Annotated in this window: 24 protein-coding genes; 1 reads left to right on the forward strand and 23 read right to left on the reverse strand. The window is 57.1% G+C overall.

Annotated elements, in window-relative coordinates; all coding sequences use genetic code 11:
- Nucleotides 1-3: 3 nt before the first annotated feature.
- Genes tssK through tssB form a run of 8 tightly spaced genes read right to left on the reverse strand, consistent with a single transcriptional unit; the run spans nt 4 to nt 8,488 of the window.
- Complete coding sequence (gene tssK / locus FRH_RS03105) at nt 4-1,338, reverse strand: type VI secretion system baseplate subunit TssK (RefSeq protein ID WP_139525714.1); 1,335 nt, start codon at nt 1,336-1,338, stop codon at nt 4-6.
- A complete protein-coding gene (tssJ, locus tag FRH_RS03110) occupies nt 1,338-1,877 on the reverse strand; it encodes a type VI secretion system lipoprotein TssJ (RefSeq protein WP_139525715.1) in 540 nt (179 codons plus the stop codon). Before tssJ ends, tssK begins: the two co-directional genes overlap by 1 nt.
- Entirely contained in the window at nt 1,874-3,223 is a 1,350-nt protein-coding gene (gene tagH, locus FRH_RS03115) for a type VI secretion system-associated FHA domain protein TagH (RefSeq protein WP_139525716.1), read from the reverse strand. Before tagH ends, tssJ begins: the two co-directional genes overlap by 4 nt.
- 3 nt (nt 3,224-3,226) lie before the next feature.
- Entirely contained in the window at nt 3,227-4,249 is a 1,023-nt protein-coding gene (gene tssG / locus FRH_RS03120; RefSeq protein WP_139525717.1) for a type VI secretion system baseplate subunit TssG, read from the reverse strand.
- Nucleotides 4,213-5,976, reverse strand: coding sequence for a type VI secretion system baseplate subunit TssF (tssF, locus tag FRH_RS03125; RefSeq protein ID WP_281997725.1), 1,764 nt, complete (start codon nt 5,974-5,976; stop codon nt 4,213-4,215). Before tssF ends, tssG begins: the two co-directional genes overlap by 37 nt.
- A gap of 18 nt (nt 5,977-5,994) precedes the next feature.
- On the reverse strand, nt 5,995-6,429 hold the full coding sequence (gene tssE, locus FRH_RS03130; RefSeq protein ID WP_281997726.1) for a type VI secretion system baseplate subunit TssE: 435 nt from the start codon (nt 6,427-6,429) through the stop codon (nt 5,995-5,997).
- A gap of 15 nt (nt 6,430-6,444) precedes the next feature.
- On the reverse strand, nt 6,445-7,929 hold the full coding sequence (gene tssC / locus FRH_RS03135) for a type VI secretion system contractile sheath large subunit (RefSeq protein ID WP_139525720.1): 1,485 nt from the start codon (nt 7,927-7,929) through the stop codon (nt 6,445-6,447).
- 52 nt (nt 7,930-7,981) lie between these two features.
- A complete protein-coding gene (gene tssB, locus FRH_RS03140; protein ID WP_139525721.1) occupies nt 7,982-8,488 on the reverse strand; it encodes a type VI secretion system contractile sheath small subunit in 507 nt (168 codons plus the stop codon).
- A 605-nt stretch (nt 8,489-9,093) separates the two neighbouring features.
- On the opposite strand from tssB, the gene FRH_RS03145 reads away from it, so the two are divergent.
- Nucleotides 9,094-9,612, forward strand: a complete 519-nt coding sequence (locus tag FRH_RS03145) for an Hcp family type VI secretion system effector (protein ID WP_139525722.1) — start codon at nt 9,094-9,096, stop codon at nt 9,610-9,612.
- A gap of 71 nt (nt 9,613-9,683) precedes the next feature.
- On the opposite strand, the gene FRH_RS03150 is transcribed toward FRH_RS03145, so the two are convergent.
- From FRH_RS03150 to FRH_RS03220, 15 genes are all read right to left on the reverse strand, one after another.
- On the reverse strand, nt 9,684-10,706 hold the full coding sequence (locus FRH_RS03150) for a tryptophan--tRNA ligase (protein ID WP_153843094.1): 1,023 nt from the start codon (nt 10,704-10,706) through the stop codon (nt 9,684-9,686).
- 49 nt (nt 10,707-10,755) lie between these two features.
- Nucleotides 10,756-11,229: a PilX N-terminal domain-containing pilus assembly protein gene (locus FRH_RS03155; RefSeq protein ID WP_139525724.1), complete on the reverse strand. Its 474-nt coding sequence runs from the start codon at nt 11,227-11,229 to the stop codon at nt 10,756-10,758.
- 2 nt (nt 11,230-11,231) lie between these two features.
- Nucleotides 11,232-11,705, reverse strand: coding sequence for a prepilin-type N-terminal cleavage/methylation domain-containing protein (locus FRH_RS03160; protein ID WP_281997727.1), 474 nt, complete (start codon nt 11,703-11,705; stop codon nt 11,232-11,234).
- A gap of 21 nt (nt 11,706-11,726) precedes the next feature.
- On the reverse strand, nt 11,727-12,134 hold the full coding sequence (gene pilV, locus FRH_RS03165; protein WP_281997728.1) for a type IV pilus modification protein PilV: 408 nt from the start codon (nt 12,132-12,134) through the stop codon (nt 11,727-11,729).
- The gene (locus tag FRH_RS03170; protein ID WP_281997729.1) at nt 12,134-12,535 is read right to left on the reverse strand and encodes a type IV pilin protein; all 402 of its coding nucleotides are present in this window, start codon (nt 12,533-12,535) and stop codon (nt 12,134-12,136) included. Before FRH_RS03170 ends, pilV begins: the two co-directional genes overlap by 1 nt.
- Nucleotides 12,536-12,671: 136 nt before the next feature.
- Complete coding sequence (ispH, locus tag FRH_RS03175; protein ID WP_281997730.1) at nt 12,672-13,652, reverse strand: 4-hydroxy-3-methylbut-2-enyl diphosphate reductase; 981 nt, start codon at nt 13,650-13,652, stop codon at nt 12,672-12,674.
- Nucleotides 13,653-13,688: 36 nt separating this feature from the next.
- Nucleotides 13,689-14,132: an FKBP-type peptidyl-prolyl cis-trans isomerase gene (gene fkpB / locus FRH_RS03180; protein WP_139525727.1), complete on the reverse strand. Its 444-nt coding sequence runs from the start codon at nt 14,130-14,132 to the stop codon at nt 13,689-13,691.
- A gap of 19 nt (nt 14,133-14,151) precedes the next feature.
- Entirely contained in the window at nt 14,152-14,700 is a 549-nt protein-coding gene (gene lspA, locus FRH_RS03185; protein WP_281997731.1) for a signal peptidase II, read from the reverse strand.
- Nucleotides 14,693-17,524 (reverse strand): isoleucine--tRNA ligase, encoded by a 2,832-nt coding sequence (gene ileS, locus FRH_RS03190; RefSeq protein ID WP_281997732.1) that lies wholly within the window; start codon nt 17,522-17,524, stop codon nt 14,693-14,695. The genes lspA and ileS overlap by 8 nt, the downstream gene beginning before the upstream one ends.
- Before the next feature lie 7 nt (nt 17,525-17,531).
- Nucleotides 17,532-18,569: a bifunctional riboflavin kinase/FAD synthetase gene (gene ribF, locus FRH_RS03195; RefSeq protein WP_281997733.1), complete on the reverse strand. Its 1,038-nt coding sequence runs from the start codon at nt 18,567-18,569 to the stop codon at nt 17,532-17,534.
- Nucleotides 18,570-18,702: 133 nt separating this feature from the next.
- On the reverse strand, nt 18,703-20,280 hold the full coding sequence (murJ, locus tag FRH_RS03200) for a murein biosynthesis integral membrane protein MurJ (RefSeq protein ID WP_281997734.1): 1,578 nt from the start codon (nt 20,278-20,280) through the stop codon (nt 18,703-18,705).
- 116 nt (nt 20,281-20,396) lie between these two features.
- Nucleotides 20,397-20,663, reverse strand: a complete 267-nt coding sequence (gene rpsT / locus FRH_RS03205) for a 30S ribosomal protein S20 (protein ID WP_083024671.1) — start codon at nt 20,661-20,663, stop codon at nt 20,397-20,399.
- Between the two features lie 251 nt (nt 20,664-20,914).
- Nucleotides 20,915-21,670, reverse strand: coding sequence for an amino acid ABC transporter ATP-binding protein (locus tag FRH_RS03210; RefSeq protein WP_219861820.1), 756 nt, complete (start codon nt 21,668-21,670; stop codon nt 20,915-20,917).
- Complete coding sequence (locus tag FRH_RS03215) at nt 21,667-22,335, reverse strand: amino acid ABC transporter permease (protein WP_139526218.1); 669 nt, start codon at nt 22,333-22,335, stop codon at nt 21,667-21,669. Before FRH_RS03215 ends, FRH_RS03210 begins: the two co-directional genes overlap by 4 nt.
- 69 nt (nt 22,336-22,404) lie before the next feature.
- The gene (locus FRH_RS03220; protein WP_139525732.1) at nt 22,405-23,172 is read right to left on the reverse strand and encodes an amino acid ABC transporter substrate-binding protein; all 768 of its coding nucleotides are present in this window, start codon (nt 23,170-23,172) and stop codon (nt 22,405-22,407) included.
- Nucleotides 23,173-23,257: the final 85 nt, after the last annotated feature.

Below are 23,257 nucleotides of genomic sequence, written 5' to 3' on the forward strand. Positions count from 1 at the left end.
GATTTAACTCCTGATCGCCCAGAACTGCATTTCCAACCCGGGGAACTCGCCCGCCACGTGGAACGCAAAACCGCTGGCACCGTTGAGCATTCCCCACGCTTCGCTTTGGCGGTCCAACTGGAAGTAGGTATAGCCTGCGTGATACGGCAGCTCACGAGGTGCCACTGGCAAAGGCTCGAGCGGTACGCCGGGTAGCTGTAAGCTGATCAGATCGCGGATACGCTCGACGCTGGCCACTTTGGTTTGTTGCAGGAATAGCTTGCGCAGCCGCTCGTTGGGCATGTCGGCACGCACCGCTAGAATGAACTCGGCGGATTCGATCAAGCTGAGATCAGACAGCGGCGCCACCAAGAGGCCAAATCGACGAGCCTGCAATTGAATCGCCACGGCACGTGGCTCGAGTACCGTCGAGAGCGCTTGACGCAGCATTTTCATCAGAGGACGGAACGCCCGCTCGGGATGATCGTGATCGTAAGCGGGACACTCTGGCGGCAAGCGCGACTCGTCGGTAAACGTGACCAGTTCACAGGCGATTTCGTGCATGGTGTCGTAGAGGCGCTCGGGATGGAGCTGACCTAGGCGCGCCAAGTGTTGGAAACGCGGCTGGGCGCGGTTCAACAGTTGTAGCAGCATGAAGTCCGATACGTCCGCGACACCGGCTTGATGGGGTGTCGATAGCCGCTGAGCAATGTTGCGTGCACGCTCACGCATCAACCCGGCCATTTCGCCGACAAAGCGCTGCAAGCCCGGAGCTGCCTGAACGTTGAGCAGCGTGGGCAGGAACTGCTCGTCCAGCACGAGGCTACCGTCAGGACGCCGTTCGACGATTCTGGCAACGGCTAAACAGGCGTAGCCGCTACGATCTTCTTTTTCTAGCAGCAAGCGGGGCGATACGCGGGCCACGTCTAGCTCGGCAGTGGCACCTTCCCGTGAATGCAGGTCGCGCACGCTACGGCTCAGTAACCGATAGCGAGCAGGCAGATCATCACCAGGCCAGCGCACTTCTCCTACGCCGTCTGTCGCTAGCGGTAATCCCAAATAAACCACTTGGTTCGTGATGCTGGCGTCGTCGATCTCCAACGGTGTGGGCTCGACATCATCGGCCGGTAAATGGAACGCCACGCCGTCCGGCATGACCCCACTGGCTCGACTAATCGCCACACGCCCGAAGCTGAGGAATTCGTTGTTCAATTCCAAAGAGAGAAAGCCGTATAGATAGTGGCTAACACCCTTCAAGCGGGTATCCAACAAGCCTTCCAAACTTCGCTGTTGCTGTTGGAAATGCTGCGGTTTGATGAAGAGCCCTTCGCTCCACACGACTCGGTTGCGGGTCGCCATTACTCTTCCTTCCTTAGTGCTACTTCGCGGTCACGCAGGTGCACCAACAGATGGTAGTGCTCGCCTTGGCTGGTGATTTTCACGACCTTTTTCCATTCCGCCTCGTTGGGCGAGGCATAAAACGCGATGATGCCGATGTAACGCGTATCCTCGTCTACCTCGAAGGGCTCGTAGAATTTCCACTGGCCGGGAAGCAGGGTGAAGTCATCATGGGTCAAGTAGTTGGTGCCCAGTGCCTCCTCTAGATCGCGCTGCAGCTGTCCCAGATCCGCGGCCATGAGCATGGAGTCATCTTTCAGTTGCAGTATCTGAAAGCGCAGCGGCGTGCCCTCGCCATCCGCATTAGGGTTGGCGTTGGGCTCGGCCACCATGCTGAGGTCCACGAGAGAGGGTCTCTCTTCTGGATACCCCACAGGGATAGAAGGATCACGGATCACTTGCCATGCCTTACCCGTGGCTTCCCGCGTTGAGGCACAGCCGACCAGCACTAAACAGAGGCACGCCACTGCCGCCAGCCGAACTAAACGGACGGTGCTCATGCTTCCTCCCGCTGCTGGCGTCGAACGGACTGGTCATAGCCCTGCTCGAAGACTTCCCAAAAGAGTTTTTGAAAGCCTTGCTGACGGCCAGAGTTAAGCTCCCGGTAATAGTGCTGGTACATTTCCCAAGCCCAGCCACCTTCATCGTCGATACGAGCGCCCGCGCCTCGGTACGCATGAAAACGCTTGAGCAGCGCGTCGGGAGAGAATGCATCCAGAATGGCCCCCAGCGCTAAGCCAATGGCCTCTTCGACGGCGGCTTGGTGCTGCCCTTGATGACGCAAACTTTCGGCCACCGCCTCGGGAGCTGACAGATGCACGGGGCTGCGCTGGGCGGAAAACAGCGTTTGTGCCGTCTCATCAAAGGAGAGCCCCAAACGTAATGGGTTATCCTCGATGGGCTGGAGCCGACGATCCCGAAGTGGGTACTTACTGTCATTCTGCGCCTGTTGTAGCAAGCGCAAACCATCCACGGCGGCGCGTAGTGTTTGGCCGGCTTCTTCCAAAAATGCCTGCTGCTCTTCGCTATCACGAAAAGGTAAATCGAGCCCCATACCTCGCAATAGGGGATCAGCGCCTACATGGCCCAGCGCTTGTGTCGTAGGGGTTTGCCAGCGATCCTCGAGCTGTTCACCCACCGAGCGCTCTAGGTCGTTAAGTTGCCGCTCATCCATGTCACTGCTCCTCTGCCTAAATGTGCCGTTAAAGGTTTGCCTACCAGAAAGGTTGACCGTTTCGCTGCGCGGCGGGTGATGCCGAAAAGGGGCTTCCTCGAGAGGTTCTATCGGTGATACGGGGGCTGACCCGCGATCCAACGCCACCATAGGATCGTGCTGTAACGAGCCAGGCATGACACCTCCTAGTGCCTCAATGGGGTCGTCTTGCCTGGACTGCTGACGATGCGAGTACTCACTCCCAATGGGCGCTTTGTCATACGGGTGCGTCATATCCTCATGTTCTTCATCGATCAGCGTTGTGATCGAGTGCACGCCTGGCTGCCACCCATGGCGGTCGCCCAAATGCACTTTTAACCGATACTCACCTACGATCAGCTCATCGCCATCGCGCAGAGCGACTTTTCGGCCCCTCCCCACGGGCAGCGTCGCGCGATTGATGTAGGTATGGCCACTGGCATCCACCAAGCAAAACTTGCCATCGATCTTAAGGATCTCAGCATGATGAGGACGTATCAGGCCGACATGATCTTGAAGCAGCCAGTCATCTGCGTCGCTTGCTCCCAGCGTGCCGCCTTCTTCATAAAACACGTGGCTGCTGGAGGAGCGACCCTCTAGCTGTTCACTGTTCAACACAACCAACGTAATGACATCGAAAGGCTCGGCGTGCATGGTTTAACTCGTCATTTGAATACGGACACGGCGATGCGTCGCGCTGCCGTCGCCGTCAGGGTTTACGAATGTCGTCCAGCCCAGTTGGCAGGAATCAATCTCGCCCAACTGCATGGGCCTCACGTCGCGCTCAAGCAGCTCGAGCTCCAGGTCGTAAGCCAGCGGCTCGCGCAAAACGAAACTCACCAGTGTCCTCAACGGCTGATGCTCGACGCCATCAGGAAGAAAATCGCGAAACCTCTCCAGGGTTAGCCCGCGCAAGCAAAGGGCAAACTTGCCGTTCACATCGGCCACCCGTTCGCCTGCCACCATGTCCTCACCAAGCGTCATGCCCGTGAAACCAGCCCGGCTACGCTGGTCCAGCGGTATGTCGACCCAGCGGTGTACCCACTGCTCGATCTCGACCGTGGCAATGTCGAAACAGTGGCTGACGATGCCGCTGACCACGTCCGGCGAACGTGACCGACCGGCCAGCAAGCCGGCATACGCCAGCATCTTGCTCCAGTTGATCGGTGTCTCACCGCGTAGGTTGCTGTCGGCAAGCCCTACCAAAGCAAAGACGGTGGCGGAAAAACCATCCTGGGCATCGTCTTGATAGCGCACGTAGTGGCGATACTTGCGCCAGCTTCGATGCAGCAACGTCAATAAGCGGTGATTGAAGAAGTCTAAAAAATCACCCGCCGCCCCTTCCTGATGCGCCGACTCATGCGCCAATGCTTCTAGGTAGTAGCTAGGCAGCGGTGACTGCGCTCCCTGTAAACCAAGAAAGCTGACTTGCAGGGCATACTGCCCCTCCTCGTTCATTTCCAGAGCCAGCACATCACTACTCGGAAACCCCAACGACGCCGAGGTGGTATAACGCACCCGCTGAAAAGCAGGCACGCTACCGCCATGCCGCTGCTCCAAATCATCCCCGTGATGACGATGCAGCAGTTCGACCAGTTGAAAGAATTCGTAGCGACGCGCGCCGTTGAACAAGGGCGCCAGCGCTACATCAGAGGCTGCTGCCCCACTTGCAAGCTCCATACATAGCGCTCTTGGTTATGACGATTGACCACCTGCAATTCGTGAAACGAATTGATGCTGGCGTACAAAGACAGAAAGCGTGCTAATACGCTGCCAAAGAGATAGAGGCTGCCCTCATCGCCAAACGCCTCTTGATCAAGCGTCATGACCGAGCGCAATCCGCGTACTGGCAAACCTCTGCGTAAACGGTCGACAGGCTGCGTCTGAATATCCACGATCCCGGCCAGGCGCTTTTGTGCGATGCGTTCTGCTTGCCGGTCGACCAGCGCTCGAAAGTCGTAGGCTTTCAGCACGGCACATAGCGCATCTCTATTGAGTAGCGACAGATAGTTCAGCGATAAATTGGAAATCAGCACCCACAGCAAACCATCATCGATGGCGGGCCGCAGTACGGGCGTGGGCTTGGTGATATTGCGAAATGCTGCGAACGTGGGGCTTTTCTCGGTGCCTACGCACACGTCACCAATCGTGAGCTGCTCGGGCAGTTCACGATTACTGCAGGTCAGGCTCAATGAGATGGTCTCCCGCAGCCCCAGACACTGCTGCTCATCGCCTCGGATGAAGGCAATGTCGTGATCAAATCCATCACCTCTTACGCTGTTACACACCCGCACCCGGTAATGCAGCGTTTCGCGTCCTCGGTCGCGCTCGATTTGATGCTGAAAGCTCTCGAAGGGCACATAACGACGCGCGGCTGCCTGTACGCTGTTTTTATCGCCCTCTAGGCGCCCGACGACGTCATCGACACTGAACGTTTCGAAATGCGCGGGAGTTTGGCTACTAGGCCGAATACGATAGTCACTTCGCTCCCCCGTCAGGTCGATAGGTTCAGCGTCATGCTTGAAGAGGTTGATCGCTGGCGTGCAGTACAGTGCCAAATGCTCGTCTTGCACCCGCGCATCCGTCGGTAAAGGGCGAGAAAACTCGAAACGAAGCGTGGCACGACGACCGGGGGTCGCAGGCAGGGTTTGCGCGAGATGTTGTACATCGAAAAAATGGAAGGCCTCGGGGAAGCAGAGATACTCCTGCAGGATTCGATACCCCTGATGCACGTTTCGCGGGTAGGGCAGCAAGGCTTGGTCTCCATCGAAGCCAACCGCCTGTAACGTATCCGCTGGCAGCCTGTACGCAACGCCGTCGATCTCCAGCTCTAGTCGCGCCAGATAGTGGCTCATCCACAGATACAGCGTCCTTGCGGTATACGAATCTCCACCCAAATAGAGCCGTATCGCGTCGATACCCAGCGAGTTCATGGGCTGGTCACTGTGCACGGACATCGCCAATTCGACGACGGAGCTTTCCCGGGTATGCCGCGCAGTGACACCGTCATGTGCCAATGGGTACAACGCAACATCATGACAGGTGCGAAATAAGCAAGCCGTGTTGTTAACCGCCACGCTCGCCATCTCTGTCCCACGGTCAACGACCTGCTGTTGGCTCAACGCGTTCACCTGCGGCGTGAACTGCACGACCGTCATACTGGGCACCGGACGCAAATAGTTTGGCCACAGCATGCTGATCAGCGAGTGGGTCAGCTCAGGAAACTCATCCTCGACTTTTTCGCGCATGCGCCCCGTCAGAAAGGCAAAGCCTTCCAACAGACGCTCGACGTCCGGGTCGGTGCTGCGTTCCGATAAAAAACGGCTAAGGCCAGGGTTTGCGTCGGCAAACTCCCGCCCTTGTCGTTTCAGAAAATTGAGTTCGTCTCGGTAGTAGCGATTGAGCATGAGTGCCTCGTTGGTCTATCAGTTGAGACACTGATAACGCTTGTTGTTGAGCAACAGGTCGATCGTGGTGTGCGTACTGCTATTTCCTAAAGCCACCGTTGCATGTACTTGAAAGCGCAGCTGAAGAGGGTCACCTGAGTTGGGCAACGACTCGACGTCGACATGCTGGACGCGTGGCTCGTAGCGCTCGATACAGTGCCGAATGGCCTGCTTGATATTGAGTTCCAGATCCAACACACCGATGGTGGCATCATTGAAATCCAGCAGGCCAAGCTCGGGCACACTCGCACTGTTGCCAGGATGACTATTGAGCAAATCCACCAAATGCCGTTTGATGGATGCAACGACGACTTCCAGCGGACTCTCGCTCGCCTCTGCATGGTGCGCTTGAGGTGCGGCAAGACGCTCGAACAAACGGTTGCCTAATCGCCTACGACTGCTCTCCATTGCCATCCTGGCTCCACCCTCTTATTCCTTGTCGAGTCGACCGACCAAAGACAGCTCGAAGTTGGCCCCCATGTATTTGAAGTGCGGGCGAACGGCCATCGACACTTGATACCAGCCCGGATCGCCTTCGACGTCGGACACTTGGATAGAGGCGGCACGCAGGGGACGACGGCTACGAACATCGGCAGGCGGGTTCTCCTGGTCAGCGACGTACTGGCGAATCCACGTGTTGAGCTCGCGTTCCAGGTCTTGGCGTTCTTTCCAAGAGCCAATTTGTTCACGCTGAAGCACTTTGACGTAGTGCGCCAAGCGGTTGATGATGAACATGTAAGGCAGCTGAGTGCCCAACTTGAAGTTGGTCTCTGCGGCTTTCCCTTCCGCCGTATTGGGGAACACTTTCGGCTTTTGAACGGAGTTAGCAGAGAAGAAGGCTGCGTTATCGCTACCTTTACGCATCGTGAGCGAAATAAAGCCCTCTTCGGCCATTTCGAATTCGCGGCGGTCGGTAATGAGCACTTCCGTTGGGATTTTGGCTTGCAGCTGACCGAACGCCTCATAAGTGTGCACGGGGAGATTTTCCACCGCGCCGCCACTTTGCGGACCAATGATGTTCGGACACCAACGATATTTGGCAAAGCTGTCGGTCAGGCGCTCTGCGAGCAGATAAGCGGTATTTCCCCATAGATAGTGATCGTGGTTTTCGCTGACGTTCTCGCGGTAGTTGAACGTCTTAACCGGGTTTTCGATGGGGTCGTAAGGTGTTCGCAATAAAAAGCGAGGGGCCGTCAAGCCAAGATAGCGAGCATCCTCGGACTCACGCAGACTGCGCCACCGCGCATATTTCGGCCCTTCGAAGATCGCTTTGAAATCCTTGATGTTGGGCAGCTCTTCGAAACTGTCGATCCCAAAAAAGGAGGGCGCCACGGAAGACATGAACGGCGCATGAGACATGGCGCCCACCGCCGAAGTGTACTGCAGCAGCTTCATATCAGGAGTCGAGGGTGAGAAATCGTAATGACCGATGATGCCCGCGACCGGCTCACCGCCAAATTGGCCATATCCTGCATTATAAACGTGGTGATAAAGGCCACTCTGGCTGATTTCGGGGGCAAACTCGAAATCTTCTAACAGCTCCTGCTTCGTGGCATGGAGCACATCGAGCTTGATGTTCTCACGAAAATCCGTGCGATCTACTAGCAGCTTCAAACCGCGCCAAGCAGACTCCATTTGTTGAAAGCCACGATCATGGAGAATTTCATCGACTTGATGACTAATTTTACGATCGAGTTCGACGATCATACCGTCGACGAGCGACTTATTGACGTTTTGCACCGAATCACTGTTGTTCAACAGCTCTGCAATGAACGCGGCCACGCCTTGTTTGGCGACATCATAGCCTTCATCGGCGGGTGCCATACGCGTTTGAGCCATTACCTGATCTAGCAGGGAAAGCTCTGATTCTGTCTCTGTCACTGCTGCAGACTGCTGCTTTGCCGTTTTGCTCATTGCCATGCCTCGAAATCGTTGACGGTGGGATCGCTAAGAGAACTGCCACGGCTTACTCGCCCTGGCGGTCTGACTCCAGTAGCTCCAACTCGCTTAATAGCTGCTGGCGAGCATCTTCGTCCTCCAGCAGTTTTTGCAAACGATCACGGAAGGCGGGCACATTGCCCAGCGGCCCTTTCAAGGCGACCAGCGCTTCACGCAGCTCGACCAGCTTACGCAGTTCGGGTACCTGCTTGGCAACGGCATCAGGGGAGAAGTCATCCAAAGACTTGAACGACAGGTCGACCGCCATATCGCTAGGCGTTTCATCGTCTGCAAGGCGGTTCGGAACAGAGGCCTGAAGCGTTAGCCCAGCCTCACGCATGACCGATTGAAAATTATTCTTGTCGACGGAAACTGCTTGGCGCTCCTCAATCGACGTCTCTTCCTCACCGCCTTTGAAATCACCCACGACCAATAGCTTGAGAGGAAGCTCCGTTTCTGATTGTTGATCCCCGGTTGCCGGCACATACTTGATGTTGATGCGCTCTTTTGGCGCGACAGTTCCTTGTTTAGCCATGCGGATAAGCCCTAGAGAAAAGTGACCGAATGTAACCGCGAACGGTTCTCAATCAGGGAAAATTACCGAATTATTCTTCTCCATGCCAACCGCTCTAAATATCGATCCTGACAACCTAATCGCCAACTACTGCCTAGATAGCTACCGTTTCATTCATTTTTTTAGGAGTTAGCAGCTTTATAAAACAAAAATACTGACAAAGTATAATTTGTAAGATATTTCTTACAAAAACTATCGGCAATCTCTTAAGCGAATAGACAGAAATCACTTACAACAGCCATAAAAAACGACCGTTTGATCCGGCCAATTAGTCAACTAAGATCCCTCATCATTTATTTCTTTGACTTCATTTAAAGCTACATTTATTAACATCTGCGTGCGATCTGCCACAAAGACTTAATACGCCCTGTATGGATTAGGCAACCTTTTGCCAATGGCAAGAGGTTGCTTAATGACAGGCAAAAAATTGCCTAATTAAAAATAAATACCCTCAATATAAAAATTTAAGTGCTTGTTTTTAAAACGAAAATTCAGGATGGCATTTGAATTGCAATAACACTGCGTCCATCGGACAACGTTAACTCAATCCGTCAAGGAGCAGACTTATGCCAACTCCATGCTATATCAGTATCGAAGGCCAAACTCAGGGCAATATCACTGCTGGCGCATTTACCCCTGATTCAGTGGGTAACATCTACGTGGAAGGCCACGAAGATCAAATGCTGGTTCAGGAATTCAAACACGTCGTCACAGTTCCTACTGATCCGCAGTCTGGTCAACCGTCTGGCCAACGCGCCCACAAACCATTTATCTTTACCGTTGCATTGAATAAAGCCGTGCCGCTCATGTACAACGCGCTGGCATCCGGCGAGATGCTGCCGAACGTAGAGCTCAAGTGGTACCGCACGTCGGTAGAAGGCAAACAAGAGCACTTCTTCACCACGACCTTGACCGATGCCACGATCGTCGATATCAACCTGCGCATGCCGCACGCTCAGGATATGACGAAAGCCGAATTCACCCAGCTCATGGATGTTTCCCTCGCCTACCGCAAAATCGATTGGGAACACACCGTGGCTGGCACGTCGGGTTCCGACGACTGGCGCGCGCCTATCGAAAGCTAAGTCCCCTTTCGATACGCAAAAGGCCCTCCTTATGGAGGGCCTTTCTCGTTATTACCGCCAACTCATACCTATCACACGAACCGGCCTAGACCGACCGCAGAACGTAACCGGTCCATCGTGACCGTCGCCTCTTCTCTGGCACGCTCGGCGCCTTTTTGAAGTACGGCTTCGATATGTCCGGGATCTTCCATCAGCGCATTATAGCGCTCCCTTGGCTCACTGAGATGCGCGTTGAGGTAATCGAACACTCGGTCTTTCGCCTCCCCCCAGCCAATGCCTTCAGCGTATTGCTCGCGCATATTCGCCGTCTCAGCATCGCTGGCGAAAGCAGCGTAAATCTGGAACAGCGTGCAGGTATCAGGATCTTTCGGCTCACCCGGCTCGAGCGAGTTGGTTTTGATTTTTCGCACCAGCTTTTGCAGCTTTTTCTCGCTAACGAACAGCGGGATCGTATTGTTGTAGCTCTTGGACATTTTGCGACCATCCAAGCCCTTCAATACTTCGCCCTTTTCGCTCACCACCGCTTCTGGCTGAGTGAAGTACTGACCTTTGAAAAGGTGATTGAAGCGACCCGCGATGTCTCTCGCCATTTCAATGTGCTGAATCTGATCGCGCCCTACCGGCACCTTGTTGGCGTTGAACATCAGTATGTCGGCGGCCATCAGCACCGGGTAGCCAAACAGCCCCATGGTGATACCTTTATCGGGGTCTTGGTCGCCCGCTTCTTCGTTCTCGGCCACGGCGGCCTTATACGCGTGAGCACGGTTCATCAACCCTTTCGCGCAGACGCAGGAGAGCATCCACATCAGCTCAGGGATCTCATGGATATCCGACTGACGGTAGAAAATGGCGTTGTCGGTATCCAGACCCAGCGCCAGCCACGTGGCCGCAATCTCTAAACGCGACGCTTGCACACGCTTGGGCTCTTGGCACTTGATCAGCGCGTGATAGTCAGCGAGAAAATAGAACGACTGCACGCTCGGGTCTTGGCTTGCTTCGATGGCAGGCTTGATAGCGCCCACGTAGTTACCAAGGTGCGGCGTTCCGGTCGTGGTAATCCCGGTCAGCACGCGGGTTTTGGCTGTCTGACTCATGATCTGAATCCAACTGAATGAAGGTCAAAAACGATACGCTATTGTACGCTTATTGCCAAACCACCGCTGCCTCTGCTCCTACTTCATGAGGGTTTTCGCGGCGAATGAGCAGCGGCGCACTTTGTGCGACCACCGTCCCGCTCCCTTCGAAGGTGGCCCCCATGGCCATGACCCATCGCTCGCTATGGTAAATGACCGGCATATAGAAACAGCTGTGCTGGGGACAGTGATGCGATGTCGATACTTTGGCGTGCGTGCCATACTCCTCAAAACGTGCCGTCTCGGGCGCATCTAGCAGTGGAGCGCCCTGCCAATCGAGTTCCTCCCAACGGGCCAAGGCTTCTGACGCCGCCGTTTCAGATCGCATTTGCGCTTGTATCGATGCACGAAAGTTACCTGCCAAGCGCTCGTCGATCAGTGCCGTTTGCATACTGACGAGCGCCATGACCAACGCGCTGGCCAGCAGTACCATGACGATGACCAAAGCCGCGCCCTGCTGTTGCTTCACTCCGCTCTTCTCCATGGTTATTCCCCTTGGGGTGCTAGTAGACTGGCACGGTGCGTTACATGAAAACGCAATTCGCTGCCGCCGGGGCCTAATGGCAATGACACGAGGCTATTGGCGCCGTCAGCCGTTTGGCTTCCCAACGGTACATCGCGTTCGCACGTACTCGTCGAGGGGGTGGCAAAATTGACCATGGGTTGAGCGCGCGACATGTCTTGCAACGTACAGCGGCACTCTTTGGCGACGCTCTGGCAACGTAAATGATAAAACGCCTGCCCCGACGCATCATAAGGCCCCTGCCGTCGCAGGGTTTGTGTCATCGTCGTCACTGCAAAAATCAGTGCTTCCTGCTGGCGACTCAGCATATCGACATGGCGATGGGTTTTCAGCGTGCCTAGAAATAGCTGCCCTGCCCCTAATACGATGACTAGCCCTATCGCCATCGCTACCATGACTTCCGTTAGGGTAAAACCGCGCTGCCTTTCCTTTAGCACAGAGACTCCTTGACCCTTACTTCAAAGCGGTAATAAGAACCGATACTCCATTCTGCCCCCGTTCTCATCCTGGGGCGTATCGAGTTGCACCGTGACATCGAACTGGCAGCCCGACCGGGCAATCCCACTTTGGCCCGGGTTCACGCTATGTCGTAGAGGGGCCCCCTTCGCCAGAAACCAGGCGTCACGCCACGCGTTTTCAATCGAGGCGACCGGTACGTCTTGGCACGCTTCTATATGATAGATGGCGGCCCACACACGCTCTTGCGCGTCCAATGCAGCCACGGAGGCCAGCGACCGTTGATAACCGCTGTGAGCGCTTTGCATCGATTTCAGCTGCATTGCAGCCACACTGAGCACTCCCACTGACAAAATGACGAGCGCGACCAGCGCTTCCACCATAGAGAGTCCTCGCTGGTGTGTCTGCATTACCAACAGACTACCGGCGTGCGCTCGCCGCGCGCATTGAGTTGAATATCGCCATGACAGCCATCGGCCTGAGGGGTGGTCGCAGTGAGAAGAAAACCGCCGTCACTCTCTCCCCCTGCCGCGACAGAAAGGGTGTAGTTGCCATCAGGCGACGTCGTGGTGATGGCACAGCCGGTGTAGTTGTATCGACGAGAGTAGCAGCGCTCCATTTCAGAAGCGGCTTGCAGCAGCCCCGCATGCGCATCAGTGCGAAGCGAGCGTTCTACATAGCGTGTGTAACTGGGATAGGCGATACCTGCGACGATGCCAATGATGGCCACGGCAATCAGCATTTCGATGAGGGTAAAACCTCGCTGGTGAGTCTCCTGCTCGCCAGCAAGGGAAAATGAAGGGCTAGGCACCGAGTCAGCTCCTGTATCGGTTAAACCATACTTCGAGTATGTCGGAAACCGATACGCTTTGCATCACTCGCTGACGTCTATTCACTCACGCAAGTTCACCGATGAGCGCTTCAGCACACTCATCTTGTAAAGCGCGTTACTCGCTGACGATCACTCGTTCACGCAGCTCTCTTGGCATCGAGAACGTAATCGTCTCTTCACGCCCCTGCAGTTCGACGGGGGCTTCCGCGCCCAGTGTCTGCAGCTTATCAATAACGCCTTTGACGAGCACTTCAGGGGCGCTCGCCCCGGCAGTGACGCCAATACGCTTGACGCCGTCGAGCCAAGTCGCATCAATTTGCTCAGCGTTATCGATCAAATAGGCAGGAGTGCCCATTCGCTCGGAAAGCTCACGCAGCCGGTTGGAATTCGAACTATTGGGGCTGCCGACCACCAAGACTAGGTCGCTATCCGCCGCCAAGTCACGCACCGCGTCCTGACGGTTTTGAGTGGCGTAGCAGATGTCGTCTTTACGCGGCCCTTGGATCTCCGGAAATTTGTCCCGTAGCGCGTCGATCACCTTGGCGGTGTCGTCCATGGAGAGTGTTGTTTGCGTCACGAACGCCAGTGCCGAGGGGTCGTTCACGACTAAGTTGGCCACATCCTGCTCGTCTTCGACCAAGTAAATCTTGCCGCCATGGGAGGTGTCGTAGCGCCCCATGGTGCCTTCGACTTCCGGGTGGCCTTCATGGCCAATCAAAATGCACTCCTGGCCGCGCTTGGCGTAGCGCAGCACTTCCATATGCACTTTGGTGACCAGCGGGCAGGTGGCATCGAATACCTTTAGGCCACGCTGTTCTGCGTCTTGCTGCACCGCGCGGGAAACGCCGTGGGCGGAGAAGATGACGATCACATCGTCGGGCACTTCGTGAAGCTCTTCCACGAAGACCGCGCCGCGTTCACGTAAGGTTTCCACCACGAAGCGGTTGTGCACCACCTCATGACGCACGTAAATCGGCGGACCGAAGACATCCAGCGCACGGTTGACGATATCGATCGCGCGGTCGACGCCCGCACAAAACCCGCGCGGGTTGGCTAGCTTGATCTGTACGGGCTGAGATGACTCTGATGACTGCATAAAAGCGCCTTGATGCAACCTGCATCGCTCAGGAAATTAGTGTTTGGTGATCGGCGTGACGTCGAGCACTTCGACATCGAATGTCAATGTACGCCCCGCCAGCGGATGGTTGAAGTCGACCTCGACGCGGTCACCATCAATGGCTTTGACCACGCCAGGCAATTCCGTTCCCGCTTTGTCGGCAAACGACATCACCATGCCGATCTCAGGCGATTCGTCACCAAAGTCTTCCCGCTTCAGCGTTTGAATGTTCTGCGGATTGTGTTGGCCAAACGCATGCTCTGGCGTGATATCGAACGAGCCGTTCTGGCCTGCGGCCATGCCTTTGATGGGATGCTCGAAGCCGGGCGGCAGATTGCCATCGCCAAATTGGAACGTCGCTGGCGCTTTCTCTTTGGTGGAATCGACGACCGTGCCATCTTCCAGCTTCAGGGTAAAATGCAGGGTGATTTCCATCCCATCGTCAATTAGGTAGTCCATGGTGCCTCACTCATTGATGTTAAGAAGAGGATGACTGCGCGGCTTTCTTACGCCGACGCTCACCCATGACCGACTCCCAAATCAAGCCCACGGCCCCTAGGGTAATGCCGATATCCGCCACGTTAAAGGCAGGGTAGTACCAGCCCGCCGCATGGAAGGAGAGAAAATCCACCACATAGCCGTGGACCAAGCGGTCGTACAAATTGCCCAACGCGCCTCCGATGATCAGCGGCAGCGCGATGGCCAACAGCGTCTCATCGGCGCGCACCCGAGATAGCCACACTGTGAGACCGATACTGGCACCGATGGCAATCGCCGCAAAGAACCAGCGCTGCCAGCCGGGATGCTCGGCTAAAAAGCTAAACGCCGCCCCCGTATTATGCAGCAGCGTGAGGTTGAAAAATGGCAGCACCTCGACCGGCTGAGCATAGTTCAGGAAATGGCTAGCGGCGTACTTGGTGGTCAAGTCCACTACGATGACCGCGACGGCAAGCCACAACCAGCGCAGCGGCCGACGCATGGGCGGCCGCTGGGAGTGTAGATCGTTCGCTGAAGAGGCGTTAGGCATAATGACGAATCTCACCGCTACCGTCGGGTAAATTACTCACGCAGCGGCCGCACAGGTCAGGATGCTCGGCAATGCTGCCTACGTCCGCCCGATGATGCCAGCAGCGCTCACACTTGGCGTGCTCACTGGCACTCACCGCGACCTTCAGACCAGCAAGCTCGGTGCTTTCGGCATGGGCGGCCTTTGCGAGCGGCGCTAAATGCACTTCACTAGTGAGCATCACGAAGCGCAACTCGTCGCCAAGCTTGGTTAACGTTGCGTGCAGCTCCTCATTGACGAACAGCGTCACGTCGGCCGCCAGGCTGCCCTTGATCACTTTGGCATTACGCGCGTCTTCCAGGCACTTGTTCACCGAGTGCTTCACTTCCAGCACCTGCTCCCAGAACGCCCGGCCCATTTCGGCACCCTCGTCCAGCGTGGAGAGGCCAGTGTAGTAGGTCTCCAGCAGTACGCTATCGCCACGCTCGCCGGGGATATGCTCGAAAATCTCTTCGGCGGTAAAGGACAGAATCGGCGCCACCCAGCGACTCAGCGCTTCCACCACGTGATAGAGCGCGGTTTGCGCGCTGCGGCGGGCCAGCGAGTCGGTTTGGGTGGTGTACTGGCGGTCCTTGATCACGTCCAGGTAGAAGCCGCCTAGCTCCCGGGCGCAAAAGCCGTGCACCTGCTGATACACATCCAGGAAGCGGTACTCCTCATAGGCGGTTTCGATGCGGCCTTGAAGCTGTGCGGCACGGTCCACCACCCACTGGTCCAGCGCCAGCATATCGCCAAACGCGACTTGATCCCGCGCGGGATCGAACCCGTTCAAGTTGGACAGCAGGAAGCGGGCAGTGTTACGGATACGGCGATAGACATCGGCGGTGCGCTTGAGGATTTCATCCGAGACGGCCATTTCACCGGAGTAGTCGGTCGACGCCACCCAAAGGCGCAAAATATCGGCCCCCAGCTTATCCATCACGCTTTGCGGCGCGACCACGTTACCAATGGATTTGGACATCTTGCGGCCCTGGGCATCCACCGTGAAGCCGTGGGTCAGCAGCTGGCGATACGGGGCATGACCATCGATCGCTGCACCGGTGAGCAGTGACGAGTGGAACCAACCGCGGTGCTGGTCGCTACCTTCCAGGTATAAATCTGCCCGCGGGCCGCTTTCATGACCGTGGGGGTGCGAGCCGCGCAGCACATGACGGTGGGTAGTGCCCGAGTCGAACCATACGTCCAGCGTGTCGGTGACTTTCTCGTAATCCGACGCCTCTGCGCCGAGCAGCTCGGCGGGGTCGAGCTTGAACCATGCCTCGATGCCCTGCTGTTCCACGCGTTTGGCGGCTTCTTCCATCAGCGACACGGTGTTCGGGTGTAGCTCACCGGTTTGCTTATGCAGGAAGAACGGAATCGGCACGCCCCAGTTACGCTGGCGAGAGATACACCAATCTGGGCGGTTGGCGATCATGCTGTGCAGGCGCGCCTGACCCCAGGCCGGGGTAAACTCGGTGGCCTCGATACCGGCTAGCGCGCGCTCGCGCAGAGTCTTGCCATCTTTGCCTTTGATATCCATGCCAACGAACCACTGGGCCGTGGCGCGGTAGATCACCGGCGTTTTGTGGCGCCAGCAATGCATGTAGCTGTGGGTGATTGGCGTGTGAGCCATCAGCGCGTTCACGTCACGCAGCTTCTCGATGATGTTCGGGTTGGCTTTCCAGATCATCTGGCCGCCGAAGAACGGCAGGTCATCGGCGTAAACGCCGTTGCCCTGTACCGGATTCAGCATGTCATCAAAGCTCATGCCATGCTCACGGCAGGTGACGAAGTCATCCATACCGTAAGAAGGGGCAGAGTGAACGATACCGGTACTGCCGGCTTCAGACTCGACGTAATCCGCCAGATAGACAGGCGATAGACGGTCGTAGAACGGGTGGCGGAAGTTGATCAGGTCCAGGTGTTTGCCCTGAGTCGTCGCGACCACCTCGCCTTGTAAACCAAAGCGCTCTAGGCAGCTCTCGACCAGCTCTTCGGCCAGCAGCAGCAGGCGCTCACCGGTGTCGACCAGCGCGTAGGTGAAGTCGGGGTGAACGTTCAGCGCCTGGTTGGCGGGAATGGTCCAAGGCGTAGTGGTCCAGATGACCACCGCCGCAGGCTTGGCCAGCTCGCTCAGACCGAACGCCGCTGCCAGCTTGTCGGCGTCTTCCACGGGGAAGGCCACGTCGATGGCATCGGACTTCTTGTCAGCGTACTCTACCTCCGCCTCGGCAAGCGCCGAGCCGCAGTCGAAACACCAGTTCACCGGTTTCAAACCTTTGAAGACATAGCCCGCGTCGACCATGTCGGCCAGCGCGCGGATTTCACCCGCTTCATTGGCGTAATCCATGGAGCGATAAGGGTGGTTCCAGTCGCCAATGATGCCCAGGCGCACGAAATCCACCAGCTGGGTTTCGATCTGGGCAGCAGCGTACTCTCGGCACAGCTCGCGGGCTTTATCCGCCGGCAGGTGCTTGCCGTGGGTGGTCTCTACCTTGTGCTCGATGGGCAGGCCGTGGCAGTCCCAACCCGGCACGTAGGGCGCATCGAAGCCCGCCAGGTTTTTGGACTTGACGATGATGTCCTTGAGAATCTTGTTCACGGCGTGACCGATATGGATACTGCCGTTGGCGTAGGGAGGGCCATCGTGCAGTACGAACAGCGGCGCACCCGCACGGGCATCGCGCAGGCGCTGGTACAGGTTCATGTCCTGCCACTGGGAAACGCGCCCTGGCTCCTGCTTCGGCAGCATGCCGCGCATGGGAAAGTCGGTTTCTGGCAAGTTTAGCGTATGCTTATAATCCATAGTCCGGTCAGCCGTCGTTTGTATCGGCGGCGTCATCCGCCGAAGTGAAATCAGAAGAAGCGGTCTCACGCCCAAGCGGGGCCGAGGCCAGCGGAAGAGAGAGTGCAATGCCAGTCTCCACGGCCGCAAAGTAACGGCGCGCCCTGGCTTGGTCATGGTGAATCTGTGTTTTCAGTGCCTCGAAATCGTCAAACTTCACTTCCCCCCGTAGCCGTGCGCAGGGGTAAACCGTCAGCCGCTGGCCGTACAAATCGCCCGTAAACGCCAACAGGTGCACTTCCAGCGTGGGGCGTTTGGCTCCCACCGTGGGCCGAAAGCCGACGTTCGCCACGGCGGGATAGCGCTCACCGCTGGCAAGCTCGGCCACGACCGCAAACACGCCACGCAGCGTCAGCGGCTGGGGCAGCAGCGGTAGGTTCGCAGTTGGCACGCCAATGGTGCGCCCCAGTTGCTGGTCGCGCACCACGCGGCCATGCAGCGAGTAGGGCCGGCCCAACAAACGGGCAGCTACGTCGAAGTTGCCGCTGGCCAGCAGGGTGCGCACACGGGTGCTCGACACGCGCTCGTCATCGACTTTAAAGGTGCGGGTGTGCTCGACGCCAAAACCGTGGGTACGCCCGACCGCTTCCAACAGGCTGAAGTCCCCCTTTCGGTCGCAGCCAAATCGAAAGTCGTCCCCCACCACCAAGTGCTTGACACCCAACCCCTCGATGAGCACTTGATCGATGAATTCACGGGCGGTCAGGCTGCGCAGCGCATCGTTGAACGGCAGACAAAGTACCTGCTCGGCACCGTGGTCGCGTAGCAGGCGCACCTTTTCGCGTAGCCGTGTCAAACGGGGCGGCGCTTGATCACCGGCAAAAAACTCGCGGGGCTGAGGCTCGAACACCACAACAGTCAGCGGAACGCCCAGGCGCGCAGCGTGCTCACGGCACTGCTGCAGGATCGCCTGATGCCCCCGGTGCACCCCATCGAAATTACCAATGGTCGCCACGCAGCCACGATGGGACGCTGTCAGATTGTGCAGACCTCGAATGACGTGCATGGCACCCCTGTTTTAAAAGCGTTAGTTTTTTAAAAACGTTAGGTTTCAAAAGCGCTGGCCGTGATCAAAGCGTTTAATTATAACGAACACGCAGGCCAGGTGCAGGAGTAGATCATCGCCCCCAACGCCTAACTTAACCGTTCATTCTAAAGTGGCGCAGCCGCAGGCCAAGCGCCGTTAACCAGATGAAGTAGAGCCCGCCGCCCAACACGACCAAGGCCGCCACCCACCCCACGCGCTGCAATAGACCGAAGTCGAGCCATGCCTGCCACTCAGGCGAGACGACCAGGAGCGCGAGACTCATGAGTACGCTGCCACCGATCAACTGTACGCCAAACCGCCCCCAGCCCGGCTGGAACACCAACACCTGCTGGCGATAGAGCAAGTACCCCAGCAGCCCTGCATTCAAAAACGCCGAGAGCGCCGTCGCCAGCGCCAAGCCCGCGTGGGCCAGCGGCCAAATCAGCACCAGGTTGAAGACCATGTTCGCAACCATGGCGATAATGCCTACCTTGACTGGCGTTTTGGTGTCTTGGCGAGCAAAGAAACCCGGCGCGAGCACCTTGATCAACATAAAGGCCACTAAACCGAAGGCGTAGGCACGCAGGCTCATGGCCGCCATCTGAATATCGTTATCGGTCATCGCCCCGTAGTGAAACAGGGTAATCAAAAACGGCTCGGCCAGTACCGCCAGCGCCAATGCCGCCGGCACGCCCAGCAGCAGCACCACGCGAAGCCCCCAGTCCAGCATGGCGGAAAAGTGCTCGGTGGACTGCTCCGCGTGCCGCTTGGAAAGTGCAGGCAAGATAATGGTGCCAATCGCCACCCCAAACACGCCAAGCGGTAGCTCTACCAACCGATCCGAGTAGTAGAGCCACGAGACGCTTCCCGCCGCCAACAGCGATGCCAGCACCGTATCCAACAGCAAATTGATCTGCGACACCGATACGCCAAACAGCGCCGGGGCCATCAGTTTTAAAATACGCTTGACGCCGTCATGGGCAAAGTTGGGCCACGGCGTGGGCAAAAGCCCTAAACGCAGTAAAAACGGCACCTGAAACGCAAGCTGAGCCGCCCCTGCAATCAGCACGCCCCACGCCAGCGCCATGGCGGGCTCTTCCATCAGGGGCATCAAAAACAGCGCCGCACCGATCAACGACAAGTTCAGCAGTACTGGGGTAAATGCGGGCACTGCAAAGCGGTTCCAAGTGTTCAGCACGCTGCCTGAGAACGCGGTGAGCGAAATGAGCAGCAAATACGGAAACGTCAGCCGCAGCATATCGGCGGTCATCGCTAGTTTATCAGGGTCGCGACCAAAGCCAGGGGCAAACAGCCACACCAGCCAGGGCGCGCCCAGCATCGCCAGCGCCGTGATCAGCGCTAGCAGGGCCGTCAGACTGCCCGCCACCGCGTTCAGCAGCTCACGGATCTCCTGCTTGGTGCGCTGAGAAGAGTACTCCGAGAGCACCGGCACGAAGGCTTGATTGAATGCGCCCTCGGCAAAGAGACGGCGTAGGAAATTGGGAATCTTAAATGCCACGAAGAACGCATCGGAGCCATTGCCCGCTCCTAGGAACGTCGCTACGACCACATCGCGCACCAACCCCATCACCCGGGAGAGCATGGTCATGGCGCTGACCACCAACCCAGAACGCATCAGTCCTCGACGGGGTGGCGGCATATTGGCATGCGGTGATGTATCGGCGCTCATCAAGTACTTTCCTACAGGCGACTAGAGGCTAAATAGAGACTCGCACATCGCCTGCGAGGCGACGTTCAGGCACAAAAAAACCGGCCGCAGCCGGTTTTTTTATGGCGCCTGCCGGCTTACGCCGCCAGAGCCTTAATGCGCTTGTTCAAGCGGCTTTTCAGACGTGCAGCTTTCTTCTTGGAAAGAACGTCTTTGTCAGCAATACGGTCAACGACCGGCTGCATTGCCTTGAACTCTTCCATCGCTTTGCCATGGTCGCCGGTGTTGATCGCTTTGATCACACGCTTGATGTAGGTGCGGACCATGCTGCGCTGGCTGGCTTTCAGGACGCGACGAGTCTCGGCCTGGCGGGCGCGCTTGCGTGCTTGCTTGCTGTTCGCCACAGGTATCTCCTTGGAGAATAAGGGCTGCCTATCAACGGCAACGAATTTACTATGTGTTTGTCGGCTGGCAGTTGCCAAATCACGACATTTCCGTAACAACCAATTGATCTAGCAGGGTTTTCAACACTGCTAAATAGTGTAACGAGCAGTCTTATAGCTGCCCGCTCACGGGTCTTGTCTGAGAGGATGGCGTAGTCTATCACGCGCAAAGCGGGCTTACTAGCCGGTGTCAATGCTTTTCGATGGTGCACTTACGGCAGTGCCTGGCCCGTGGGTGCCAAAATCTTGCGCAAAAAGCGCCGCGTGCGCTCGTCTTGGGGATTGGTGAAAAGCTGCTCTGGTGGCGCCTGCTCGACGATTTGACCTTCGTCCATAAACACCACACGGTCGGCGACGTCTCTGGCAAATTGCATCTCGTGGGTGACCACGATCATGGTTTGCTTCTCGGCCGCCAGTTGCTTCATGAGAGCCAGCACTTCCTCCACCCACTGCGGGTCGAGCGACGAGGTCGGCTCATCGAACAAAATGACGTCGGCATTCGCCGCCATGGCACGGCCAATGCCCACCCGCTGCTGCTGGCCGCCGGAGAGCGATGCAGGGTAAGCATCCGCTTTATCCGCCAAACCGATGCGCGCCAGGATCTCCCTGGCGCGAGCGTGGGCCTGCGCCTTGGGTAGCTTGTCCACCACGATCATGCCTTCGCTAATGTTTTCCAGCGCGGTTTTATTGGCGAACAGGCCGTAATTCTGAAATACGAAGGCGGTGCGACGGCGCAGTGCCAAAATATCCGCCCGACTCGCCTTTCGCGCATCGACGCGCAGATCACCGACGGTAATATGCCCTGCCTCTGGGCGCTCTAAAAAATTGATACAGCGCAGCAGGGTCGACTTACCGGTGCCCGATGGGCCGATGATCACGATGATCTCACCCTGCTCGAGGTGTAAATCGACATGACTGAAGACCGGCTGCTGTCCAAACTGCTTGCTGACAGATTCAAGCGTGATCATCGCTGGTACGCCTTATTCAAATACGTTTCCAAGCGGCGCTGGCCCCAAGAGAGGGCTTCCACCACGACCCAGTAGATGATCGCCACCAACAGGAAGGCTTCCAGATACAAAAAGCTGCCCGATGCCTCTTTCTGGGTGGCGCCCATCAGCTCCGTCACGCCGAGCGTAAAGGCCAGCGAGGTCGCCTTGATCATATCGATGAAGTAGTTCATCAACGTGGGCGTGGCCACGCGGGTGGCTTGGGGCAGGATAATCCGCCGCATCAGCTGCGGCTGGGTCATGCCTATCGAGAGCGCCGCTTCGGTTTGGCTACGGTCGATACCTACGATGGCCGCACGAATGGATTCCGCCATATAGGCCGAAAAGTGCAGCGTCAGGCCCAGTACCGCTGCGGTCACGCCATTAATGGAAATCAGCGCATCGATGAGCTGGGGCAGACCGTAGTAGAACAGAAATAGTTGCACCAGCAGGGGCGTGCCGCGAAAAAACGAAATGAACAGCAGCGCGGCGCCGTTCAATACGGGAATCTTCAACACCCGCACGACCGCCAACAAGCAGGCAATGACTAGCGCAAATACCATGGCGATGCTCGCCATCTGCAGCGTCAGCGGTAAATAACTCAGAAGGACCGGCAACAGGCCCCACATATACTCCACATTTAGCATCGTCGTATCGCTTATCAACAAAACGGCCGTGGTCATGCCACGGCCGCCATCATCAGAGGTTCGCCGAGCTTATGGCGTCGTGATGTCAGTATCGAACCATTTCTGGGAGATTTCACCCAGCGTGCCGTTTTCACGCAGTTCAGACAGCGCAGCGTCGACGCGGTCGCGCTGCGCCCGCCCCTCCTCGTCGTCACGGAACGGCAGCGCGTTTTCGATGGTGGTGAACGGTTGACCTGCCAAGGCGAGCGGCAAACCGCGCTCACTAATGACCTGGCTGGCACTCACTCGATCCATCACGAAGGCATCGACACGGCCCAGCGCGACATCCTGCTCCACATTGGATTCGTAGGTGCGGATATCGATCTCGTCGGCGTTCGGCTGCTCACGCAGCAGCTGCTCGTAGTTAGAGCCTAGGTTCACCGCCACGCTTTTGCCGGACAAATCGTCGACGCCTTCGATGGTGTCGTTACCGGCACGTACGACCACTTGGGCACCGTCGTATACATAAGGCGCGGTAAAGGCATACTTGGCTTTGCGCTCATCGGTGATAGTGATTTGGTTGGCAATGGTATCGATGCGACCCGATTCCAACATGCCCGCCAAGCCCGAGAAGCTCGCGGTCACGAATTCGATCTCGTCGCCGGTGATCTCCCCTACTGCATTCATCACATCGACTTCGAAACCCTTCAGCTCATCTTGCTCGACATAGGTGAACGGGAAGTAGCCACCCGACATACCGACACGCAGCGTGTCGGCCTGGGCAGCCATGGATGCCCATCCCGCAACGCCCAAGGAGAGCGCCATCACAGTCTTTTTCAAACGGCTTACGTTCATCATACGGTTTTCCTCATCGGGCCTTAGGCCCCTCGTAGAGACAGGGGCACTGGCGTCGGGGTGCCCGTCACCAGCGCAATGCCGACAA

The sequence above is a fragment of the Halomonas sp. A020 genome (genome assembly GCF_027943625.1).
Taxonomy (GTDB): Bacteria; Pseudomonadota; Gammaproteobacteria; order Pseudomonadales; family Halomonadaceae; genus Vreelandella; species Vreelandella piezotolerans.